16 protein-coding genes and 2 riboswitches are annotated in these 16,317 nt (G+C 74.6%); of the genes, 12 read left to right on the forward strand and 4 right to left on the reverse strand.

From position 1 onward, the window contains the following. The coding region (locus tag ABD296_RS45610; RefSeq protein WP_344283404.1) for a GntR family transcriptional regulator at positions 1–282 on the reverse strand (282 nt) is incomplete at its 3' end. Positions 283–335: 53 nt separating this feature from the next. Here ABD296_RS45610 and ABD296_RS45615 point away from each other — a divergent pair. The 8 genes from ABD296_RS45615 to ABD296_RS45650 all read left to right on the forward strand — a co-directional run bounded on the left by ABD296_RS45615 (position 336) and on the right by ABD296_RS45650 (position 6,417). Next, positions 336–980: a LysE family translocator gene (locus ABD296_RS45615; RefSeq protein ID WP_344283408.1), complete on the forward strand. Its 645-nt coding sequence runs from the start codon at positions 336–338 to the stop codon at positions 978–980. An 87-nt stretch (positions 981–1,067) separates the two neighbouring features. Continuing rightward, complete coding sequence (locus tag ABD296_RS45620; protein ID WP_344283411.1) at positions 1,068–1,961, forward strand: DUF881 domain-containing protein; 894 nt, start codon at positions 1,068–1,070, stop codon at positions 1,959–1,961. 93 nt (positions 1,962–2,054) lie between these two features. Then, positions 2,055–2,387, forward strand: coding sequence for a small basic family protein (locus ABD296_RS45625; protein WP_344283415.1), 333 nt, complete (start codon positions 2,055–2,057; stop codon positions 2,385–2,387). Then, positions 2,384–3,136 (forward strand): DUF881 domain-containing protein, encoded by a 753-nt coding sequence (locus ABD296_RS45630; protein WP_344283418.1) that lies wholly within the window; start codon positions 2,384–2,386, stop codon positions 3,134–3,136. Before ABD296_RS45625 ends, ABD296_RS45630 begins: the two co-directional genes overlap by 4 nt. Positions 3,137–3,429: 293 nt before the next feature. Next, positions 3,430–3,963 (forward strand): FHA domain-containing protein, encoded by a 534-nt coding sequence (locus ABD296_RS45635; RefSeq protein WP_344283420.1) that lies wholly within the window; start codon positions 3,430–3,432, stop codon positions 3,961–3,963. A gap of 52 nt (positions 3,964–4,015) precedes the next feature. Further along, positions 4,016–4,735, forward strand: coding sequence for a transcriptional regulator FtsR (gene ftsR / locus ABD296_RS45640; protein WP_344283422.1), 720 nt, complete (start codon positions 4,016–4,018; stop codon positions 4,733–4,735). 142 nt (positions 4,736–4,877) lie between these two features. After that, positions 4,878–5,348, forward strand: a complete 471-nt coding sequence (locus ABD296_RS45645) for a bifunctional nuclease family protein (RefSeq protein ID WP_151546279.1) — start codon at positions 4,878–4,880, stop codon at positions 5,346–5,348. A gap of 463 nt (positions 5,349–5,811) precedes the next feature. Continuing rightward, the gene (locus tag ABD296_RS45650; RefSeq protein WP_344283429.1) at positions 5,812–6,417 is read left to right on the forward strand and encodes a MerR family transcriptional regulator; all 606 of its coding nucleotides are present in this window, start codon (positions 5,812–5,814) and stop codon (positions 6,415–6,417) included. A gap of 60 nt (positions 6,418–6,477) precedes the next feature. Here the strand turns inward: ABD296_RS45650 and ABD296_RS45655 are convergent, their stop codons facing one another. After that, on the reverse strand, positions 6,478–8,934 hold the full coding sequence (locus ABD296_RS45655; protein ID WP_344283432.1) for a lysylphosphatidylglycerol synthase transmembrane domain-containing protein: 2,457 nt from the start codon (positions 8,932–8,934) through the stop codon (positions 6,478–6,480). A gap of 277 nt (positions 8,935–9,211) precedes the next feature. Then, positions 9,212–9,306, forward strand: a riboswitch (glycine riboswitch). Next, positions 9,307–9,417: riboswitch (glycine riboswitch) on the forward strand. Positions 9,418–9,476: 59 nt separating this feature from the next. On the opposite strand from ABD296_RS45655, the gene gcvP reads away from it, so the two are divergent. Both gcvP and ABD296_RS45665 read left to right on the forward strand, forming a co-directional pair. Beyond that, positions 9,477–12,353 (forward strand): aminomethyl-transferring glycine dehydrogenase, encoded by a 2,877-nt coding sequence (gcvP, locus tag ABD296_RS45660; protein ID WP_344283435.1) that lies wholly within the window; start codon positions 9,477–9,479, stop codon positions 12,351–12,353. 270 nt (positions 12,354–12,623) lie between these two features. Further along, positions 12,624–13,757 carry a tetratricopeptide repeat protein gene (locus ABD296_RS45665; protein ID WP_344283437.1) on the forward strand — a complete coding sequence of 378 codons (1,134 nt, stop codon included), beginning with the start codon at positions 12,624–12,626 and terminating at the stop codon, positions 13,755–13,757. A gap of 2 nt (positions 13,758–13,759) precedes the next feature. On the opposite strand, the gene ABD296_RS45670 is transcribed toward ABD296_RS45665, so the two are convergent. Then, positions 13,760–14,176: a PPOX class F420-dependent oxidoreductase gene (locus ABD296_RS45670; RefSeq protein ID WP_344283440.1), complete on the reverse strand. Its 417-nt coding sequence runs from the start codon at positions 14,174–14,176 to the stop codon at positions 13,760–13,762. 64 nt (positions 14,177–14,240) lie between these two features. Between ABD296_RS45670 and ABD296_RS45675 the strand changes: the two genes are divergently transcribed. Next, positions 14,241–14,855: an alpha/beta hydrolase family protein gene (locus ABD296_RS45675; RefSeq protein ID WP_344283443.1), complete on the forward strand. Its 615-nt coding sequence runs from the start codon at positions 14,241–14,243 to the stop codon at positions 14,853–14,855. Positions 14,856–14,983: 128 nt separating this feature from the next. Here the strand turns inward: ABD296_RS45675 and ABD296_RS45680 are convergent, their stop codons facing one another. Next, positions 14,984–15,187, reverse strand: a complete 204-nt coding sequence (locus tag ABD296_RS45680; RefSeq protein WP_344283445.1) for a DUF5999 family protein — start codon at positions 15,185–15,187, stop codon at positions 14,984–14,986. Between the two features lie 364 nt (positions 15,188–15,551). On the opposite strand from ABD296_RS45680, the gene ABD296_RS45685 reads away from it, so the two are divergent. Then, positions 15,552–16,280, forward strand: coding sequence for a (Fe-S)-binding protein (locus tag ABD296_RS45685; protein WP_344283448.1), 729 nt, complete (start codon positions 15,552–15,554; stop codon positions 16,278–16,280). Positions 16,281–16,317: the final 37 nt, after the last annotated feature.

Raw genomic sequence — 16,317 nt, forward strand, 5'->3', positions numbered from 1 at the left:
CTCCAGGCCGAGGCGGGCGCCCGCCGGCTCGGCCAGCGCGGGACCCGGCCGCCGGTCCGCCGCCAGCACGAACGTCCCGCGGCCGACCTCGGCGACCACCAGCCCGCGCCGGCCCAGCTCCCGGTAGACGCGCGCGGCCGTCGAGGCGGCGATGCCGCGCCGGCGGGCGAACGCGCGCTGCGGCGGGAGCCGGTCGCCCGGGCGCAGCCGCCCAGCCGCGATGTCGGCGGCGACCGCGTCGGCGACCCGCCGGTAGTCGTCCATGGCGTCCTCCGATTGCACCGAGAGCAATGTGAGTATTGCACCGAATTGAACTGATAGCTAGCATCGGTGCAATGATCTCCCCCGCCGCCCTGGCGTCCATCGCCCTCGTCGCGCTCGGCCTCGTCCTGATCCCCGGGCCGAACATGATCTACCTGGTGTCGCGGTCGGTGACGCAGGGCCGCCGCGCCGGGTTCGTCTCGCTCGGCGGCGTCGCCCTCGGCTTCGTCCTGTACGTGGTGGCCGCGACCGCCGGCATCACGACCGTCTTCCGGTTCGTCCCGCCCGTCTACACGGCGCTGAAGCTCGCGGGCGCCGCCTACCTGCTCTGGCTGGCCTGGCAGACCCTCCGGCCAGGCGGGACGGCGCCGTTCGCGCCCAAGGAGTTGCCCGCCGACGGGCCGCGGCGGCTGTTCGTCATGGGGCTGGTGACCAACCTGCTCAACCCCAAGATCGCGATCCTCTACGTGTCGCTGCTGCCGCAGTTCGTCGACCCCTCGCGCGGCCACGTCGCCGTGCAGAGCCTGCTGCTCGGGCTCACCCAGATCACCGTCGCGATCACGGTGAACGGCCTGATCGTCCTCGGGGCCGGGAGCATCGCCGCGTTCCTCGCCCGCCGTCCGGCCTGGCAGCGCGTCCAGCGCTACCTGATGGGCAGCGTGCTGGCCGGCCTCGCCGTGCACATCGGCCTGGACCGCACGCGCGCCGCCGTCTCCTAGCCGGGATCGCCCGCCAGGGCCCCGCCCTCCCGGCGCGTCCGTCCGGCGGACACGGCTCGATTTGGCGGGGCTTGCCATCATGGTGCGGTGATCGGCCGACGACGGGGACCGGACGAGGCGGAGCGGGAAGCGGGATGGCGCCGCCCCGACGCCTCCATGTCCCTGCTGTCCGACCTGTTCGCCGGCAAGCTGCTCGACGCCGGCTACGCCGAGGCAGCGGCACGGCGCGCGGCGGACGGCGGGACCCGCGCGCGGGCCGGGCGGCTGCGGGGGAGCGGGACGCTCGCGGTGCTGGTCGCCATCGGCGTGCTGATCGCCGTGGCCGGCGCCCAGGTGCGCCGCAGCGAGCCCGTGGCGGCCAAGGAGCGCGCCCGTCTCATCGACCAGATCCACGCCCGCACCGGCGAGACCGACGCCCTCCAGCGCCGCCTCGACCAGCTGCGCGCCGACACCGGACGGGAACGGGCCGCCGCCCTCGCGCGCAGCGCCGCGGGCCGCCGGGTCCGGCAGGACCTCGCCGCGCAGGCCGCCGCCGCGGGGGCCGTGCCCGCCGCCGGCCCCGGCCTCGTCGTCACCGTGGACGACGCGCCCGGCACCGCCGGCGACCGTGCCGGCGCGTCCGGCGGCCGGGTCTATGATCAGGATCTTCAGGTGCTGGTCAACGGGCTCTGGGCGGCGGGCGCCACCGCCATCGGGATCAACGGGCGGCGGCTCACGCCGGTCACCGCGATCCGCACCGCGGGCGAGGCGATCCTGGTCGACTACCGCGCGCTGTCCGGCCCGTACGAGGTGACGGCGCTCGGCGACCCGGACCGCGTGCGGTCCGCGTTCACCGGCTCCGCCGCCGACCGCCGGCTGCGCGCCCTGGAGGACCGCTACGGCCTCCGGTACGGCACGCGGCGCACGTCCGGCGCGCGGCTGCCCGCGGCCGGCGCGCTCCGGCTGAGGTACGCCGCGCCCGCTCCGGAGGCCGGCGGATGACGCGGCGATGGGCACAGCGGTGATGGGCAGAGCGGTGACGGGCACAGGGCCGGCGGGCACGGGGCCGGCGGGCGGGGAAGGGACGGACCGGGCATGATCGCGCTGATCGGGCTGGTGGCCGGCGTGGTGCTCGGGTTCGCCCTGAGCCCCGACGTCCCGCTGTGGCTGCAGCCCTACCTGCCCATCGCGATCGTCGCGGCGCTCGACGCCATGTTCGGCGGCGTCCGCGCCCGGCTGGAGGGGATCTTCGACGAGAAGGTGTTCGTCGTCTCGTTCCTCAGCAACACCGTCATCGCGGCGCTGATCGTGTTCCTGGGCGACAAGCTGGGCGTCGGCTCCCAGCTGTCCACCGGCATGGTGGTCGTCCTCGGCATCCGGATCTTCTCCAACGCGGCGGGGATCCGACGGAAGCTGTTCGGCGCATGAGCGGCGACGGCGAGGCGCCGCCCGGCGCCGGCCGGCCCGACGGGGCCGCCGGGCCCGAGCCGGTGCGGCCCGGCGCCCTGACCGGGATCATGGAGCTGCTGCGGCCCAGGGCGAGCTGGGGGCAGCTCGTCGGCGGCCTGCTGTGCGTGGTGGTCGGCTTCGCGGTGGTCGTGCAGATCCAGTCGACCAAGCGCGACACCACCTTCGCCACGGCCCGGCAGGACGAGCTCGTCGGCACCCTGGCCGATCTGGGCCAGCGGTCCGAACGGCTCCGGGGCGACATACGTGACCTCGAGGAGACCAAAGCCGAACTCCAGCGCGACGCCCAGGGCGACGCCGCGCTGCAGGAGGCCCGCGAGCGCGCCGCGACCTACGGGCTGCTGGCGGGCACCCTCCCCGCCGAGGGGCCCGGGATCCAGCTGGTCGTCCAGGACCCGCGCGGCGGCGTCCGCGCCGGCGACCTGCTGGACGCGCTGGAGGAGCTCCGCGACGCCGGGGCCGAGGTCGTGCAGGTCAACGACGTCCGCGCCGGGGTCGACACCTACTTCCTCGACGCCCGCGACGGCGTCGAGGCCGACGGGCGTCCGCTGCGCGCCCCTTACACGTTCCTGGCCATCGGCGACCCGCACACCTTGACCACGGCGCTCAACATCCCGGGCGGCGTCGTGCGGACGCTCCAGGGCGCCGGCGCCACCGTCTCGATCACCCCGCGCGCGAAAGTGGCCGTGAGCGCGATACGGTCTCCGTAGAGGGAACGGGGGGAGCGGTGAACGGCCGTCCGGGACGCCGCCCGCGCGGCGGCGTAGACCGGCGATCATCGGCGAAGGTAGTTTGGTGCGGTCGGTTCACCGTTCCGGTTGACCCCTCGGGCAAGACCCGCGTAAGTTGCGGCGACCGTCGCGTGCGCGGGCGGTGAGCAGGACCGTGGTCGGGGGCGGGTCCCCGGCGTGGGTTGGGTGAAGGATGCGCGTGGCGCAGGCGGCCCCCGCGGCAGCGGGGCGTCCGCGGGCGGCGCGCCGATGGTAGGAGGCCGAGCCGATCTATGCCGAGCGTCTACTGCACGCAGTGCGGTCACGCCAACCCGGATGATGCCCGCTTCTGCTCGAACTGCGGCACCCCGCTGACGCGGGGCGCCCAGCCGCCGCCGTACCGCGAGTCGCCCGGCGAGTCCACCTCGACGATCTCCATCGGCGGCTTCGAGGCGCTGGACACCGGCCAGGAGGCCGAGGAGCAGCCGGGTCCGGACCAGACCGCCATGGAGGCGCTCCCGCCCGGGACCGCGCTGCTGGTCGTCAAGCGCGGGCCGAACGCCGGGAGCCGCTTCCTGCTCGACAAGGACCGCACGTCGGCCGGCCGGCACCCGGAGAGCGACATCTTCCTGGACGACGTCACCGTCTCCCGCCGGCACGCCGAGTTCGCCCGGCACGGCGGCACGTTCTCCGTCCGCGACGTCGGCAGCCTGAACGGCACCTACGTCAACCGGCAGCGGATCGACCAGGCGGGCCTGTCCGGCGGCGACGAGGTCCAGATCGGCAAGTTCCGGCTGGTCTTCCTGACCAACCCGGCGCACGCCTGATCGGAACCGGAGCGGCGGGGAGCACGGGGGCGCGGCGACGATGGGAGGGCCCTTGAACGCGCGGCCGGCGCGGTCCCCGATGACCATCGGGGACGTCCTCGGGCTGCTCAGGACCGAGTTCCCCGACGTCACCATCTCCAAGATCAGGTTCCTGGAGTCCGAGGGGCTCGTCGAGCCGGAGCGCACCCCGTCCGGGTACCGCAAGTTCGGCCCGGCCGACGTCGAGCGGCTCCGGTTCGTGCTCATCGCGCAGCGCGACCACTACATGCCGCTGCGCGCGATCCGGCAGTACCTGGAGGCCCGCGACCGGGGCGAGGCCGTCCCGCCGCTCGGCGCCCGCCCGGACGCGCCGTCCCGCCGCCCCCGCACCCTGGTCGCGGCCGGGGCCGACGCGCCCGACCCCGCCGTCCGGCTGGCCCGCCGGCAGCTGCTGGACGGCGCCGGGATCGGCGAGGACCTGCTCGCCGACCTGGAGGAGTACGGCCTCGTCCGGCGCAACGGCACCCACTACGACGGCGAGGCGCTGACCGTCGCCCGCGCCGCCGCCGCGCTCGGCCAGCACGGCGTCGAGGTGCGGCACCTGCGCGCCGCCAAGGCCGCCGCCGACCGGCAGGTCGGGCTGATCGAGCAGATGGTCGCCCCGCAGCTGCGGCGCCGCAGCCCGGGTGCCCACGACCAGGCCGCCGAGACCGCCCGCGACATCGCGGCGCTGTCGGTCCGGCTGCACGCCGCGCTGCTGTCGGCGGGCCTGCGCGAAAGCCTCGACCCCTGACCGGCCGGGCCGCGCGGGCATTTGCCGCCCGGTCGCCGCCGCACCCTGTCCGGGGTCGGGTGTACGTTGGGCTACAGGGTTCGTCGAGGATCCGACCGGTGCACGTGGTGATCGAGACAGCGTCGACCAGCAGGGAGCCGCAGTGAAGCAGATGGAGGTCGTCGGCGTCCGGGTCGAGATGCCCTCCAATCAGCCCATCGTCCTGTTGAAGGAGACGGAGGGCGAGCGCTACCTGCCCATCTGGATCGGGGCGGTCGAAGCGACCGCGATCGCCTTCGCCCAGCAGGGCGTGCTGCCCGCCCGTCCCCTGACCCACGACCTGTTCCGGGACGTGCTCGACGCGCTGAGCGTCCAGCTGCGCACCGTGAACATCACCGACCTGCGCGAGGGCATCTTCTTCGCGGACCTGGTCTTCTCCAACGGCGTCGAGGTGAGCGCCCGCCCGTCCGACTCCATCGCCCTGGCGCTGCGCACCGGCGCGACGATCTTCGCCAGCGAGGACGTCCTCGAGGAGGCCGGCGTGGCCATCCCCGACGAGCAGGAGGACGAGGTCGAGAAGTTCCGCGAGTTCCTCGACACGATCTCCCCCGAGGACTTCGGCCGGGCTGGCTAGACCCCGGGCGGAGGCGCGGCCGCAGGCTCCGCTTGCTCTCCGTGTTCGCCGTGCCGATCCGGAGGCGCACCTCCGCGACCCTCCCGTTGCGCGCCCCGTCGCACCCGTCCCGGGTCTTCGAGCGGGCATCGGTTACGCTGTGTGATGGAGCGGTGCGGGCCGGGCTTCCGGGATGGAGTGGGGAATGTCACTTCGGGGGGTAAGGTCGTGTCGTGCCGCGATTGGTCGTGCATTGCCCTGGACCTGGCAGTTTCCGATGGGCGACCATCGGGGTAGGAGTGCGGTGGCGGCCAAGGTGCGCGGTTTGCCCACGTGAAGCCGGTTCATCCGGGCATGCGACGCGCCGACGGCGAACGTTGACCACACCCTGACCGGCACCTACCGTGCTGGTGGAACACCCGTGGTGTAATTCGTCAAACCCCCTTGACGAAGCGGCACGGGCTGATAGAAGCCGGAGGTCCGCGTGGCGGTGAGCAGCGGCGAGGGCAAGGCGACCCCCGACAGGCACATGGCGTCACGACGCGCCGGAGAGCAGGGCCTGCTCTTCGACACGCAGGTGTCGGCGCCGCCGGAGGATGTCGGCTACCGCGGCCCGACGGCGTGCGCCGCGGCGGGGATCACCTACCGGCAGCTGGACTACTGGGCCCGCACGAAGCTGGTCGAGCCGAGCGTGCGCGCGGCGCACGGATCGGGCAGCCAGCGCCTCTACAGCTTCCGCGACATCCTGGTGCTGAAGGTCGTCAAGCGGCTGCTGGACACGGGGGTGTCGCTGCAGCAGATCCGCACGGCGGTGACGCACCTGCGCGACCGCGGCGTCCAGGACCTGGCGCAGATCACCCTGATGAGCGACGGCGTGAGCGTGTACGAGTGCACCTCCGCCGACGAGGTCGTGGACCTGCTGCAGGGCGGGCAGGGCGTGTTCGGGATCGCGCTCGGACGGGTGTGGCAGGAGGTGGAGGGAAGCCTGGCGGAGCTTCCCGGCGAACGCGCCGCCACCGACGACCCGGACCCTCACGAGCACCCCCACGATGAGCTGGCGAACCGGCGGCGCGCCCGCCGCACCGGCTGATCCGGCCCGGTCCGCGGGCGGGTCCCGCGGAGGCCGCCCCCTCGCGGCCGGCACGGCCCCTCATATCGCGTCCTTGCGCTGGAGGTAGGCGAACGCCGCCCAGCCCGGCAGGACGGGAAGCCACAGCGTCAGCAGGCGGTACAGCAGCACCGCGGACGTCGCCGTCTCCGCCGTCAGCCCCGAGATCGTCAGCGCCAGCGTCAGCGCGCCCTCGACCGCGCCGAGCCCGCCCGGTGTCGGGACCGCCGAACCGACCGCGTTGGCGGTCAGGAACACCACCACGACGGCCGTCCAGTGCAGCGACCCGCCGAACGCCCGGATCGAGGCGTCCAGGCACAGCGCGTACGTCGCCGTCAGCCCCACCGTCCCGCCGAGGCCGGTGCACAGCTTGCGCGGCGACTGCAGGACGTCCACCAGCCGCGGCACCACGCCCGAGAACATCGCCCGCAGCCGGGACGCGGCGAACCGCCGCACCCGCGGGATCATCATCGCCGCGCCGGCGACCAGGCCGAGCGCCAGCACCACGATCACGATCGTGCGGGACGGCGCCAGGTCCTTCGTGGCGTTGTGGGTGGAGCCGGTGAGGAAGCCGAACAGCACCAGCAGCAGGACGTGCACCACCAGGCCGACCAGCTGGGACGCGCCGACGCTGGCGACCGCCGGGCCCGAGCGGATCCCGGAGCGCTGCAGGAAGCGGGTGTTGATCGCGACGCCGCCCACCGCGGCCGGCGCCACCAGCTGCACGAACGACGCGGCGACCTGCACCAGGACCGTCCGCCCCACCGGCAGCCGCTCCGGCACGAACCCCAGCAGCATGTACGCCGCCGCGAGGTAGGTCGCCGCCGACGCGGCGAGCGCGATGAACACCCAGTGCCAGGTCGCCGTCGACAGCAGGTGCGCGAAGTCGAGGCTGCCGACCTGCGGGATCACGATGTACCCGGCGACCGACAGGCCGACGATGCTGAAGATCGTCCGGGGCCGGAAGCGCTCCAGCCGGACCGGCGCCGCCTCGGTCTCCGGCTTCAGCGCGACGATCTGCTCCCGGATCCGGGTGAGCAGGTCCCGGTCGCGGCGCAGCGCCGTCCGCGTCGCCCGCGACAGCGCCACCCGCTGCAGCAGCGGGACCGCCGCGGCGAGCGCGTCCTCGCCGAGCACGGACGCGGCGGTCCGCACGGCGCGCTCGGGGCCCGCGTGCAGGGCCACGGTGGTGAGCAGCTGCGCCAGGTCCAGCAGCAACGCGAGGTCGCCGGAGGCGATCTCCCCGGACCGCATGTCGGTGAGGTACACGCGGCCGTCGTCGCCGACGAGGACCGTGTCGTCCTCCAGCCGCCGGTGCGCGAGCCGGCCCTCCTGCAGCCGCCGGAACTGCCGCCACGCGTCGGCGAGCATCCCGTCGGTGAGTTCGTCGCCCGGGACGTCCGCGAGCCGCCGCCCCGGCACGTGCTCGAAGGCCAGCAGCGCCGCCTCCGTGCCGACCTCGGACGTCCCCACGAGCCGCGGCGTGCGCGCGCCCGCGGCGTCCACCGCGTACGCCATCAGGGACTCGAGCTCCAGGGAGCGGCGCAGCGGGCGCAGCGCCCGTCCCGTGGTGGTGCGGCTGAGCCGCAGCGTCCGCCACATCCGGTACAGCAGCCCGGCGGTCTGCTGGTCGCGGTCCAGGACCCGGACCTCCAGGTCCCACGGGCCGGTCCGCCGCGCTGCGCGGTCCTTTTCGCCGTCCCGGTCGAGCAGGACGCCGTAGCGGCGGTCCTGGCCCGTCTCACCGGGGTCGTCGAGGCGGGCGGCGCGGCGCGGGGACAGCCCCAGCCGCTCCAGCGTGGAGACCACCGCCGTCCCGGACGGCCGCGGGTTCGGCGTGCCGGCCGCGTACAGGGTGCCGTAGCCGATCGCGCGGCCGAGCAGGTAGGTGGCGGCGAGCGCCGCGACGGACGCGTACGACGCGGTGAGCCCGGTCAGCGCGGCCAGCCCGATGAACGTCCACGTCACCGCCTGCCAGCGGGTCCGGCCCGCCATCCCGACCGCCGTGACGAACGCGATCACCGGCGCGATGTCGGTGTGCACCGGCGCGGTGCTGGTGCCGCCCCAGATCAGCGAGTCCAGCACCCCGCCGGGCGCCGCGCTGGTCACCCAGTCGTCCAGGCCGACCGTGACGCCGAACGCGATCACGGCGGCCAGCAGCGCGATCGCCACCCGCATGCCGTCCTTGCGGAACATCCGCTCGACCGCGAACGCGATCGGCGCGGTCAGCACGCCGAAGCTGGAGGCGAGGGTGGCCAGCGACAGCAGCATGCGGGGGGCGTGCGCGGTGCCCTGCGCGATGTCGGTCTGCAGCCCGTGCGTGGTCTGCTGGGCGATCGACACCAGCAGCATCACCGCCGCGAGCCCAACGCAGGAGACCCCGAACCTGATCGCGTCGCCGGACCGGCGGATCCGGTCCGGCTGGGCGGGCTCGTCCACGGGGACGCCGGCGGTGGCGCCCGTCGACGGGCGCACCGCCCCGCCGTGGGTCTGTGTCACCGCCGTATCGCCGCCCTGACCGTCCGCCATCGTGATCAGCGTCCCAGGGCCGGCGGGGCGCCGTCGAGCGGCGGCCCCCGGCCCGGCCGGCCGCCTGGACGGCGCCGCGGCCCGTCCCGCCCCGGTGAGCTGTGCACATCGTACTTGCCGGTAGATGCCCGGGCCGTCCATCACCCCGGTTCCGCGCGGCGGGACGCGCCGCCGTCGCGACGGCGGGCGGGGGCGCGCGACGATCGCCGGGGCGATGGTTGGGTAGGGTTTGTTCCGGACATGCCGTCGACCCTGTGCGGGAGAGACCCCACGCGGCCAGCGTGGGGCGCCGAAGGGGCAACCTCCCCGGAACCTCTCAGGCAAAAGGACCGCTCGGGCGAGGCACCTCTGGAAAGCAGGCGCCGATCCCCCTGACCGGGGAGGGCGGCTCACCGAAGGGGAAATCCCGCTGCGCGGGGGAAGCTCTCAGGTGCCGATGACAGAGGGGGAGACCGGCCGCCGGCCGTAGCCGGCGGCGGCCCTGAGCGACCGCAGCAGCCAGGAGGCTCTCCATGACCGCCCAGTTCTTCGCGCCCGTGGCCTCGCCGCAGGATGCCCGTTCCACGTTCGCCGACCGCCATGTCGGCCCGTCCCCGGACGAGCGGGCCCGGATGCTGGCCGCCATCGGCTACTCCGGCGCCGAGGCGCTGATCGGCGACGCCGTCCCGGCCGGGATCCGCACCTCCCGGCCGCTGGAGCTGCCGCCCGCGCTGAGCGAGACCGCCGCGCTGGCCCGGCTGCGCGAGCTGGCGTCCCGCAACACCGTGCTCACCTCGATGATCGGACTCGGCTACCACGGGACGACGACGCCGGGCGTGATCCTGCGCAACGTGCTGGAGAACCCGGGCTGGTACACCGCCTACACGCCCTACCAGCCGGAGATCTCGCAGGGCCGCCTCGAGGCGCTGCTGAACTTCCAGACGGTCGTCGCCGACCTGACCGGCCTGCCGGTCGCCAACGCCTCCATGCTGGACGAGGGCACCGCCGCCGCCGAGGCCATGGCCCTCGCGCACCGCGTGTCCAAGCGCAAGGAGCCCGGGACGTTCCTGGTGGACGCCGACGCGCTCCCGCAGACGATCGAGGTCGTGCGGACCCGGGCGGTCCCGCTCGGCATCGAGGTCGTCACCGCGGACCTGTCCGGCGGTCTGCCGGACGGCGACTTCTTCGGCGTCCTGCTGCAGTACCCGGGAGCGTCGGGCGTCGTCCGCGACCTGGAGCCGCTCGCCGCGCAGGCGCACGAGCGCGGCGCGAAGGTCGTCGTCGCCGCCGACCTGCTCGCCCTGACGCTGCTGCGGCCGCCGGGCGAGTCCGGCGCCGACATCGCCGTGGGCTCCGCGCAGCGGTTCGGCGTCCCCTACGGGTTCGGCGGCCCGCACGCCGGCTACATGGCGGTCGGCGAGGGCATCCAGCGGCAGTTGCCCGGACGCCTCGTCGGCGTGTCCGTCGACGCCGACGGCGCCACCGCCTACCGCCTGGCCCTGCAGACCCGCGAGCAGCACATCCGCCGCGAGAAGGCCACCAGCAACATCTGCACCGCGCAGGTCCTCCTGGCCGTGATGGCGAGCATGTACGCCGTCTACCACGGGCCGGAGGGGCTCGCCGCCATCGCCCAGCGGACGCACCGCCGCGCCGCCGAGATCGCCGCGGGGCTGCGCGCCGGCGGCGTCGAGATCGTCCACGGCGCCTTCTTCGACACCGTCCTCGCCCGCGTCCCCGGCCGGGCCGCCGAGGTCGCCGAGGCCGCCCGCGAGCGCGGGATCAACCTGCGGCCGTCCGGCGCCGACCTCGTCGCCGTCGCCTGCGACGAGACGACGCTGCCCGAGCACGTCACCGCCGTCCTGGAGGCGTTCGGGGTGCCCGCCGAGGTCGCCGGCGCCGAGGAGGCGATCCCGGACGGCCTGCGCCGCGAGAGCCCCTACCTGACCCACCCGGTCTTCCACGCGCACCGCTCCGAGACCGCGATGCTGCGCTACCTGCGCCGGCTCCAGGACAAGGACATCGCGCTCGACCGCTCGATGATCCCGCTCGGCTCCTGCACGATGAAGCTGAACGCCACCGCCGAGATGGAGCCCATCACCTGGCCGGAGTTCGCGAACATCCACCCGTTCGCGCCGCTCGACCAGGCCGCCGGCTACGTCGAGCTGATCGGCGAGCTGGAGGACGCGCTCGCCGAGATCACCGGGTACGCGAAGGTGTCCGTCCAGCCCAACGCCGGCTCGCAGGGCGAACTGGCAGGGCTGCTCGCCATTCGCGGTTACCACGCCTCGCGCGGCGACGAGCACCGCGACGTCTGCCTGATCCCGTCCTCGGCGCACGGCACCAACGCGGCCAGTGCCGTCATGGCCGGGATGCGTGTCGTCGTCGTCAAGTGCGACGAGGGCGGCAACGTCGACCTCGACGACCTGCACGCCAAGATCGCCAAGCACGGCGACCGGATCGCCGCGATCATGGTGACCTACCCGTCCACGCACGGCGTGTTCGAGGAGTCGATCACCGACGTGTGCGCCGCCGTGCACGAGGCCGGCGGCCAGGTCTACGTCGACGGCGCCAACCTCAACGCCCTGGTCGGGCTGGCCCGCCCCGGCGAGTTCGGGTCGGACGTCTCGCACCTCAACCTGCACAAGACGTTCTGCATCCCGCACGGCGGCGGCGGCCCCGGCGTCGGCCCGATCGGCGTCCGCGAGCACCTCGCCCCGTTCCTGCCGAACCACCCGCTCCGCGAGGAGGCCGGCCCCGCCGAGACCGGCGTCGGCCCGATCTCGGCCGCCCCGTGGGGCTCGGCGGGCATCCTGCCGATCTCCTGGGCGTACATCGCGATGATGGGCCCGGACGGCCTGCGCGCCGCCACCGAGGGCGCCATCATCGGCGCCAACTACCTCGCCGCCCGCCTCGGCCCGCACTACCCGATCCTCTACACCGGCCGCAACGGCCTCGTCGCCCACGAGTGCATCGCCGACCTCCGCAAGATCACCAAGGAGACCGGCATCACCGCCGAGGACGTCGCCAAGCGCCTCATCGACTACGGCTTCCACGCCCCGACGCTCTCCTTCCCCGTCGCCGGCACCCTGATGATCGAGCCCACCGAGTCCGAGGACCTCGCCGAGCTCGACCGGTTCTGCGACGCCATGATCGAGATCCGCCGGGAGATCCAGCGCGTCGCCGACGGCGGCTACGACCGCGAGGACAACCCCCTCAAGAACGCCCCGCACACCGCCGCCTGCCTCGTCTCCGACGACTGGAAGCACGCCTACACCCGCGACGAGGCCGCCTACCCCGTCCCCGCGCTCCGCGAGACCAAGTACTGGCCCCCGGTCCGCCGCATCGACCAGGCCTACGGCGACCGCAACCTCGTCTGCTCCTGCCCGCCCCCGGAGGCCTTCGAGGATTGATTTCTCCCAGGGGGGCGACCCCCTGGAACCCCCGTCACGGTCGGCAGGTTGTTTCGTGCTCCGCTGGCGCTCCGCGCGAAACAGCCTGCCGACCGGCGGGCGGGCCCGCGAGGGGGCTGGGGTCCGGTCTTCCGGACGGGTGTTCAGCCGACGCGGGGGGACGCGGCCGTGTGCGTGATCTTGGTGGGGTTTCTGAGTGTCGGCCGGGACGGGGCGGTGTCCGGTCGCTAGGCTCTGGGCGGACCCCGACCCCCAGAGGGCAGAAGACCGATGAGCGAGTCCGCGGCCGGCGATCCGGCCCTGTTGTGCGAGGAGGCGCGGAGCCTCGCGGAGAACGGCGCGGCCCGCGAGGCCGCGCTGCTGTTCGAGCGGGTGCTCGCCCTCGGCGACACCCCGTGCCGCGCGCAGGCCGCGCTCGGCCTCGCGGTCGTGCTGGACGACGGCGGGGACGTCGAGGCGGCCCGCGAGGCCGACCGGGCCGCCATCGCCACCGGCGACCCCGAGTACGGGCCCCGCGCCGCCTACCATCTGGCGCTCACCCATGAGCGGGCCGGCGAGCACGAGGAGGCGGCGCCGGCCTGGCGCGTCGTCGTCGACTTCGGCAACCCGGCCTACCTGCCGCCCGCCCATCTCGCGCTGGCCCGGTTCGCCGACGACGCCGGCGACTTCGAGGAGGCGCGCGGGCACTGGGAGGCGGTGGTCGGGACGGGCGACCCCGAGTACGGGCCGCCCGCCGCGCACGAGCTGGCCCAGCGGCTGCTGGAGCGCGGCGAGCCCGCACGCGCGCAGCGGGTGCTGGCCGCCGGGCTCAGGCTGATCGACCGGGACGGCGCCCCCTACGCCTTCGCGCGGCTCGCCGTCGCGCTCGGCATCTCCTACCTCGACCAGGCCGTCGGCGCGTTCGGGGCGGCGCTCGGCGACCCGGCCGGTCCCGCCGACCCCGAGGTCGGGCCGCTCGCGACGGAACTGCTGGCGCGGACGCTGCCGCTGCGCGGGCGCGGCCCGGAGGCGGGCGAGGTGTGGCGGCGCGGGCTCGCGGACCCGGGGGTCGCCGGTCAGGTCCGGGCCCGGCTGCGCCGCGACTTCGGCGACGACCCCGACGATCCGGCCGACCCCGCCGACCTGTGGTGGGAACCGGTCGTCGAGCAGGCCGTCACCGACGGCACGCTGCCCGCCCTCGCCGGCGAGGCGTTCGGCGCCCTCGACCACATGTACGCGCTGCTGGCCGTGCGGTACTCCGGCGAGCGGGGCGAGAGCCCCCCGGGCGAGGCGCCGGACGCCGTCGGCGACGCCGTCCGCGTCCCGGACGGCTACCCGTGGGGTCCGCTGCTGCACGAGAGCTTCGCCGAGCGGCTGCGGCTGGCGATGGGCGAGCCGGCGCCGCCCGACCGTCCCACCGCCTGACCTCAGTGCGCGACGTCGCGCTCGGCGACCACCTTGGTGATCCGGGCGCGGACGAGGTACTCGCCGGGGACGGCGTTGCGCTTCCCGAACTCCTCGCCGCGCTCGGGGCCCATGTAACGGCGGCCGAGGACGGTCGCCCACCTGAGCAGCTCGTCCAGGTCCTCGACGAGGCGGGCCTCGGCCTGGATCATCACGTACGAGTACGGCGGCGTCTGGTCGTCCACGCACACCGACAGGCGCGGGTCGCGGCGCAGGACGCGGCCCTTGATGCTCTCGTTGTGCGTGGTGAACAGCAGGTCGTCGCCGTCGAGGACGAACCAGACGGGCGTGACGTGCGGCGTGCCGTCCTTGCGGGTGACGCCGGCCTTTCCGGTGCGGGTGCCCTCGGACACGAAGGCGCGCCATTCACTGTCGGTCATCTGCTCCATCCGTCCAGTGTGCCCCACAAGATCATCGGACGTGCGGGGCGGATACCGTGGCGGTATGCAGATCCAGACCGCGCACGGGCCCGCCGAGGCGACCCTGGACGAGCCGGACCGGCCGGCGTTCCTGCTGGTGCTGACGCACGGGTCGAACGGGGGAGTGGACGCGCCGGACCTGCTCGCGGTCCGGGACGCCGCGCTCGGCCTGGGCGGCGCGGTCGCGCGGGTCCTGCAGCCGTTCCGGCTGGCGGGGCGGCGGGCGCCCGGCCCGGCCGCCAAGCAGGACGAGGCCTGGCTGGAGGTCATCGGGGTGCTGCGGGAGCGGTTCGGGGACGTCCCGCTCGTCCAGGGCGGCCGCAGCAACGGCGCGCGGGTCGCGTGCAGGACGGCGACGGAGGCCGGAGCGGCGGGCGTCATCGCGCTGGCGTTCCCGCTGCACCCGCCGGGCAGGCCCGAGAAGACCCGGGTGGACGAGCTGCGCGGCGCGGGCGTGGAGGTGCTGGTCGTCAACGGGGACCGCGACCCGTTCGGGGTGCCGGACGCGGCGGACGCGGCTCAGGTCACGGTGCTGCCGGGGGAGCGGCACGACCTGAACAAGAACCCGGCCGATGCGGGCCGGGCGGCGGAGCCGTGGCTGCGGCGGTGGGCGGCGTCCCCTGTCCGGAGCGGCCGCTGACAGGACCGCTGCGAAGGGCCGGAGAAGCAGAACGCCTCTGGGCCCGGTGCGGGCCCAGAGGTCGTGGTCGGGCGGGCGTGCCCCCGAGGATGATCACCCGTTCGAACTAGTCCCCCGTTGGAGACTGGTCACGCGGCGGACGGCGCCTTGAGGTCCGTCGGCCGGTGCGGTGCGATGACTGCTCCGTCGGGCAGCAGCTCGCCGGTGTCCTCGAAGAGCACGACACCGTTGCACAGCAGGCTCCACCCCTGTTCGGGATGTGCGGCGAGCGTCCTGGCGGCGTCGCGGTCGGTTGCGTTGTGCGAGGGACAGGGCGGCTGGTGCGGGCACATCGGCGTGCCTCCGGTCTCAACTACTGGTCGGTCGTGGTGTTTTCTCTTATGACGCACCCCAGTGTGGAACGGTTCGCCCGGAGCGGCCATAGCCCGTTGGGACGGTTGTCCCGTGGTACCGGAGTACCGGTGATCTGTGACCCGCCTCACTCCGAGGTGCCAGGCATAGCGTCCCTCACGTGCGATAGCGGGCGAACGGCGACACGCCGTCCGGCCGGGAAACCTTCCCACTGGTTTGATCCTCCTTACCAGGGCGCCCGGATCCGGTCGGCGTGTGCGATCGTTTTCCCCGGACGGTGCCTCCGGGCGCCCTACGATGTGCCCCGGGGGCGAGGCTTTGCGAGGCGTGGGGGGTGAGGCCGGTATGCGCGTCGCGCTGTTCGTCGCGTGTTTCGACGACGCGCTGTTCCCCGCGACCGGCAAGGCCGTGACGGCGCTGCTGGAGCGGCTCGGCCACGAGGTCTCCTACCCGCCGGGCCAGACCTGCTGCGGGCAGGTGCACTGGACGACCGGCTACCACCGGGAGGCGGCCGGCCTGGCGCGCGCGTTCACCGCCGCGTTCGACGGCGCCGGGGTGATCGTCGCGCCCTCCGCGTCGTGCGCCGCGGCCGTCCGCGAGGCCTATCCGCGGATCGCGCGGGCGGCCCGAGACCCGGCGCTCGCCCGCGCCGCCGAGGAGCTGGCCGTCTACGAGCTGACCGAGTTCCTGGTGGACGTGCTGGGCGTGACCGACGTCGGCGCCTACTTCCCGCACCGCGTCGCCTACCACCCGTCCTGCCAGTCCGCGCGGACCCTCGGCGTCGCCGACCGGCCGCTGCGGCTACTGCGCGCGGTGAAGGGCCTCGACCTGGTGGACCTGCCGGCGGCGGACGAGTGCTGCGGGTTCGGCGGCGCGTTCGCGATGAAGAACGCCGACGTGTCGGTGGCGATGGTGGCCGACAAGGTGCGGCATGTCCGCGACACCGGCGCGGACGTGGTGTGCGCGGTCGACAACGGCTGCCTCGCGCACATCGGCGGCGCGCTGTCGCGGCTGCGCGGCGGCGTCCGGGTCATGCACCTGGCCGAGATCCTGGCCGGGACGGGGCCGGCGTGACCGGCGCGCCGCCGGACCGCGCCGGGGCGCCGGGGCC

Origin of the sequence: Actinomadura napierensis (assembly GCF_039529375.1) — a bacterium.
In the GTDB taxonomy this organism is placed as follows: domain Bacteria; phylum Actinomycetota; class Actinomycetes; order Streptosporangiales; family Streptosporangiaceae; genus Spirillospora; species Spirillospora napierensis.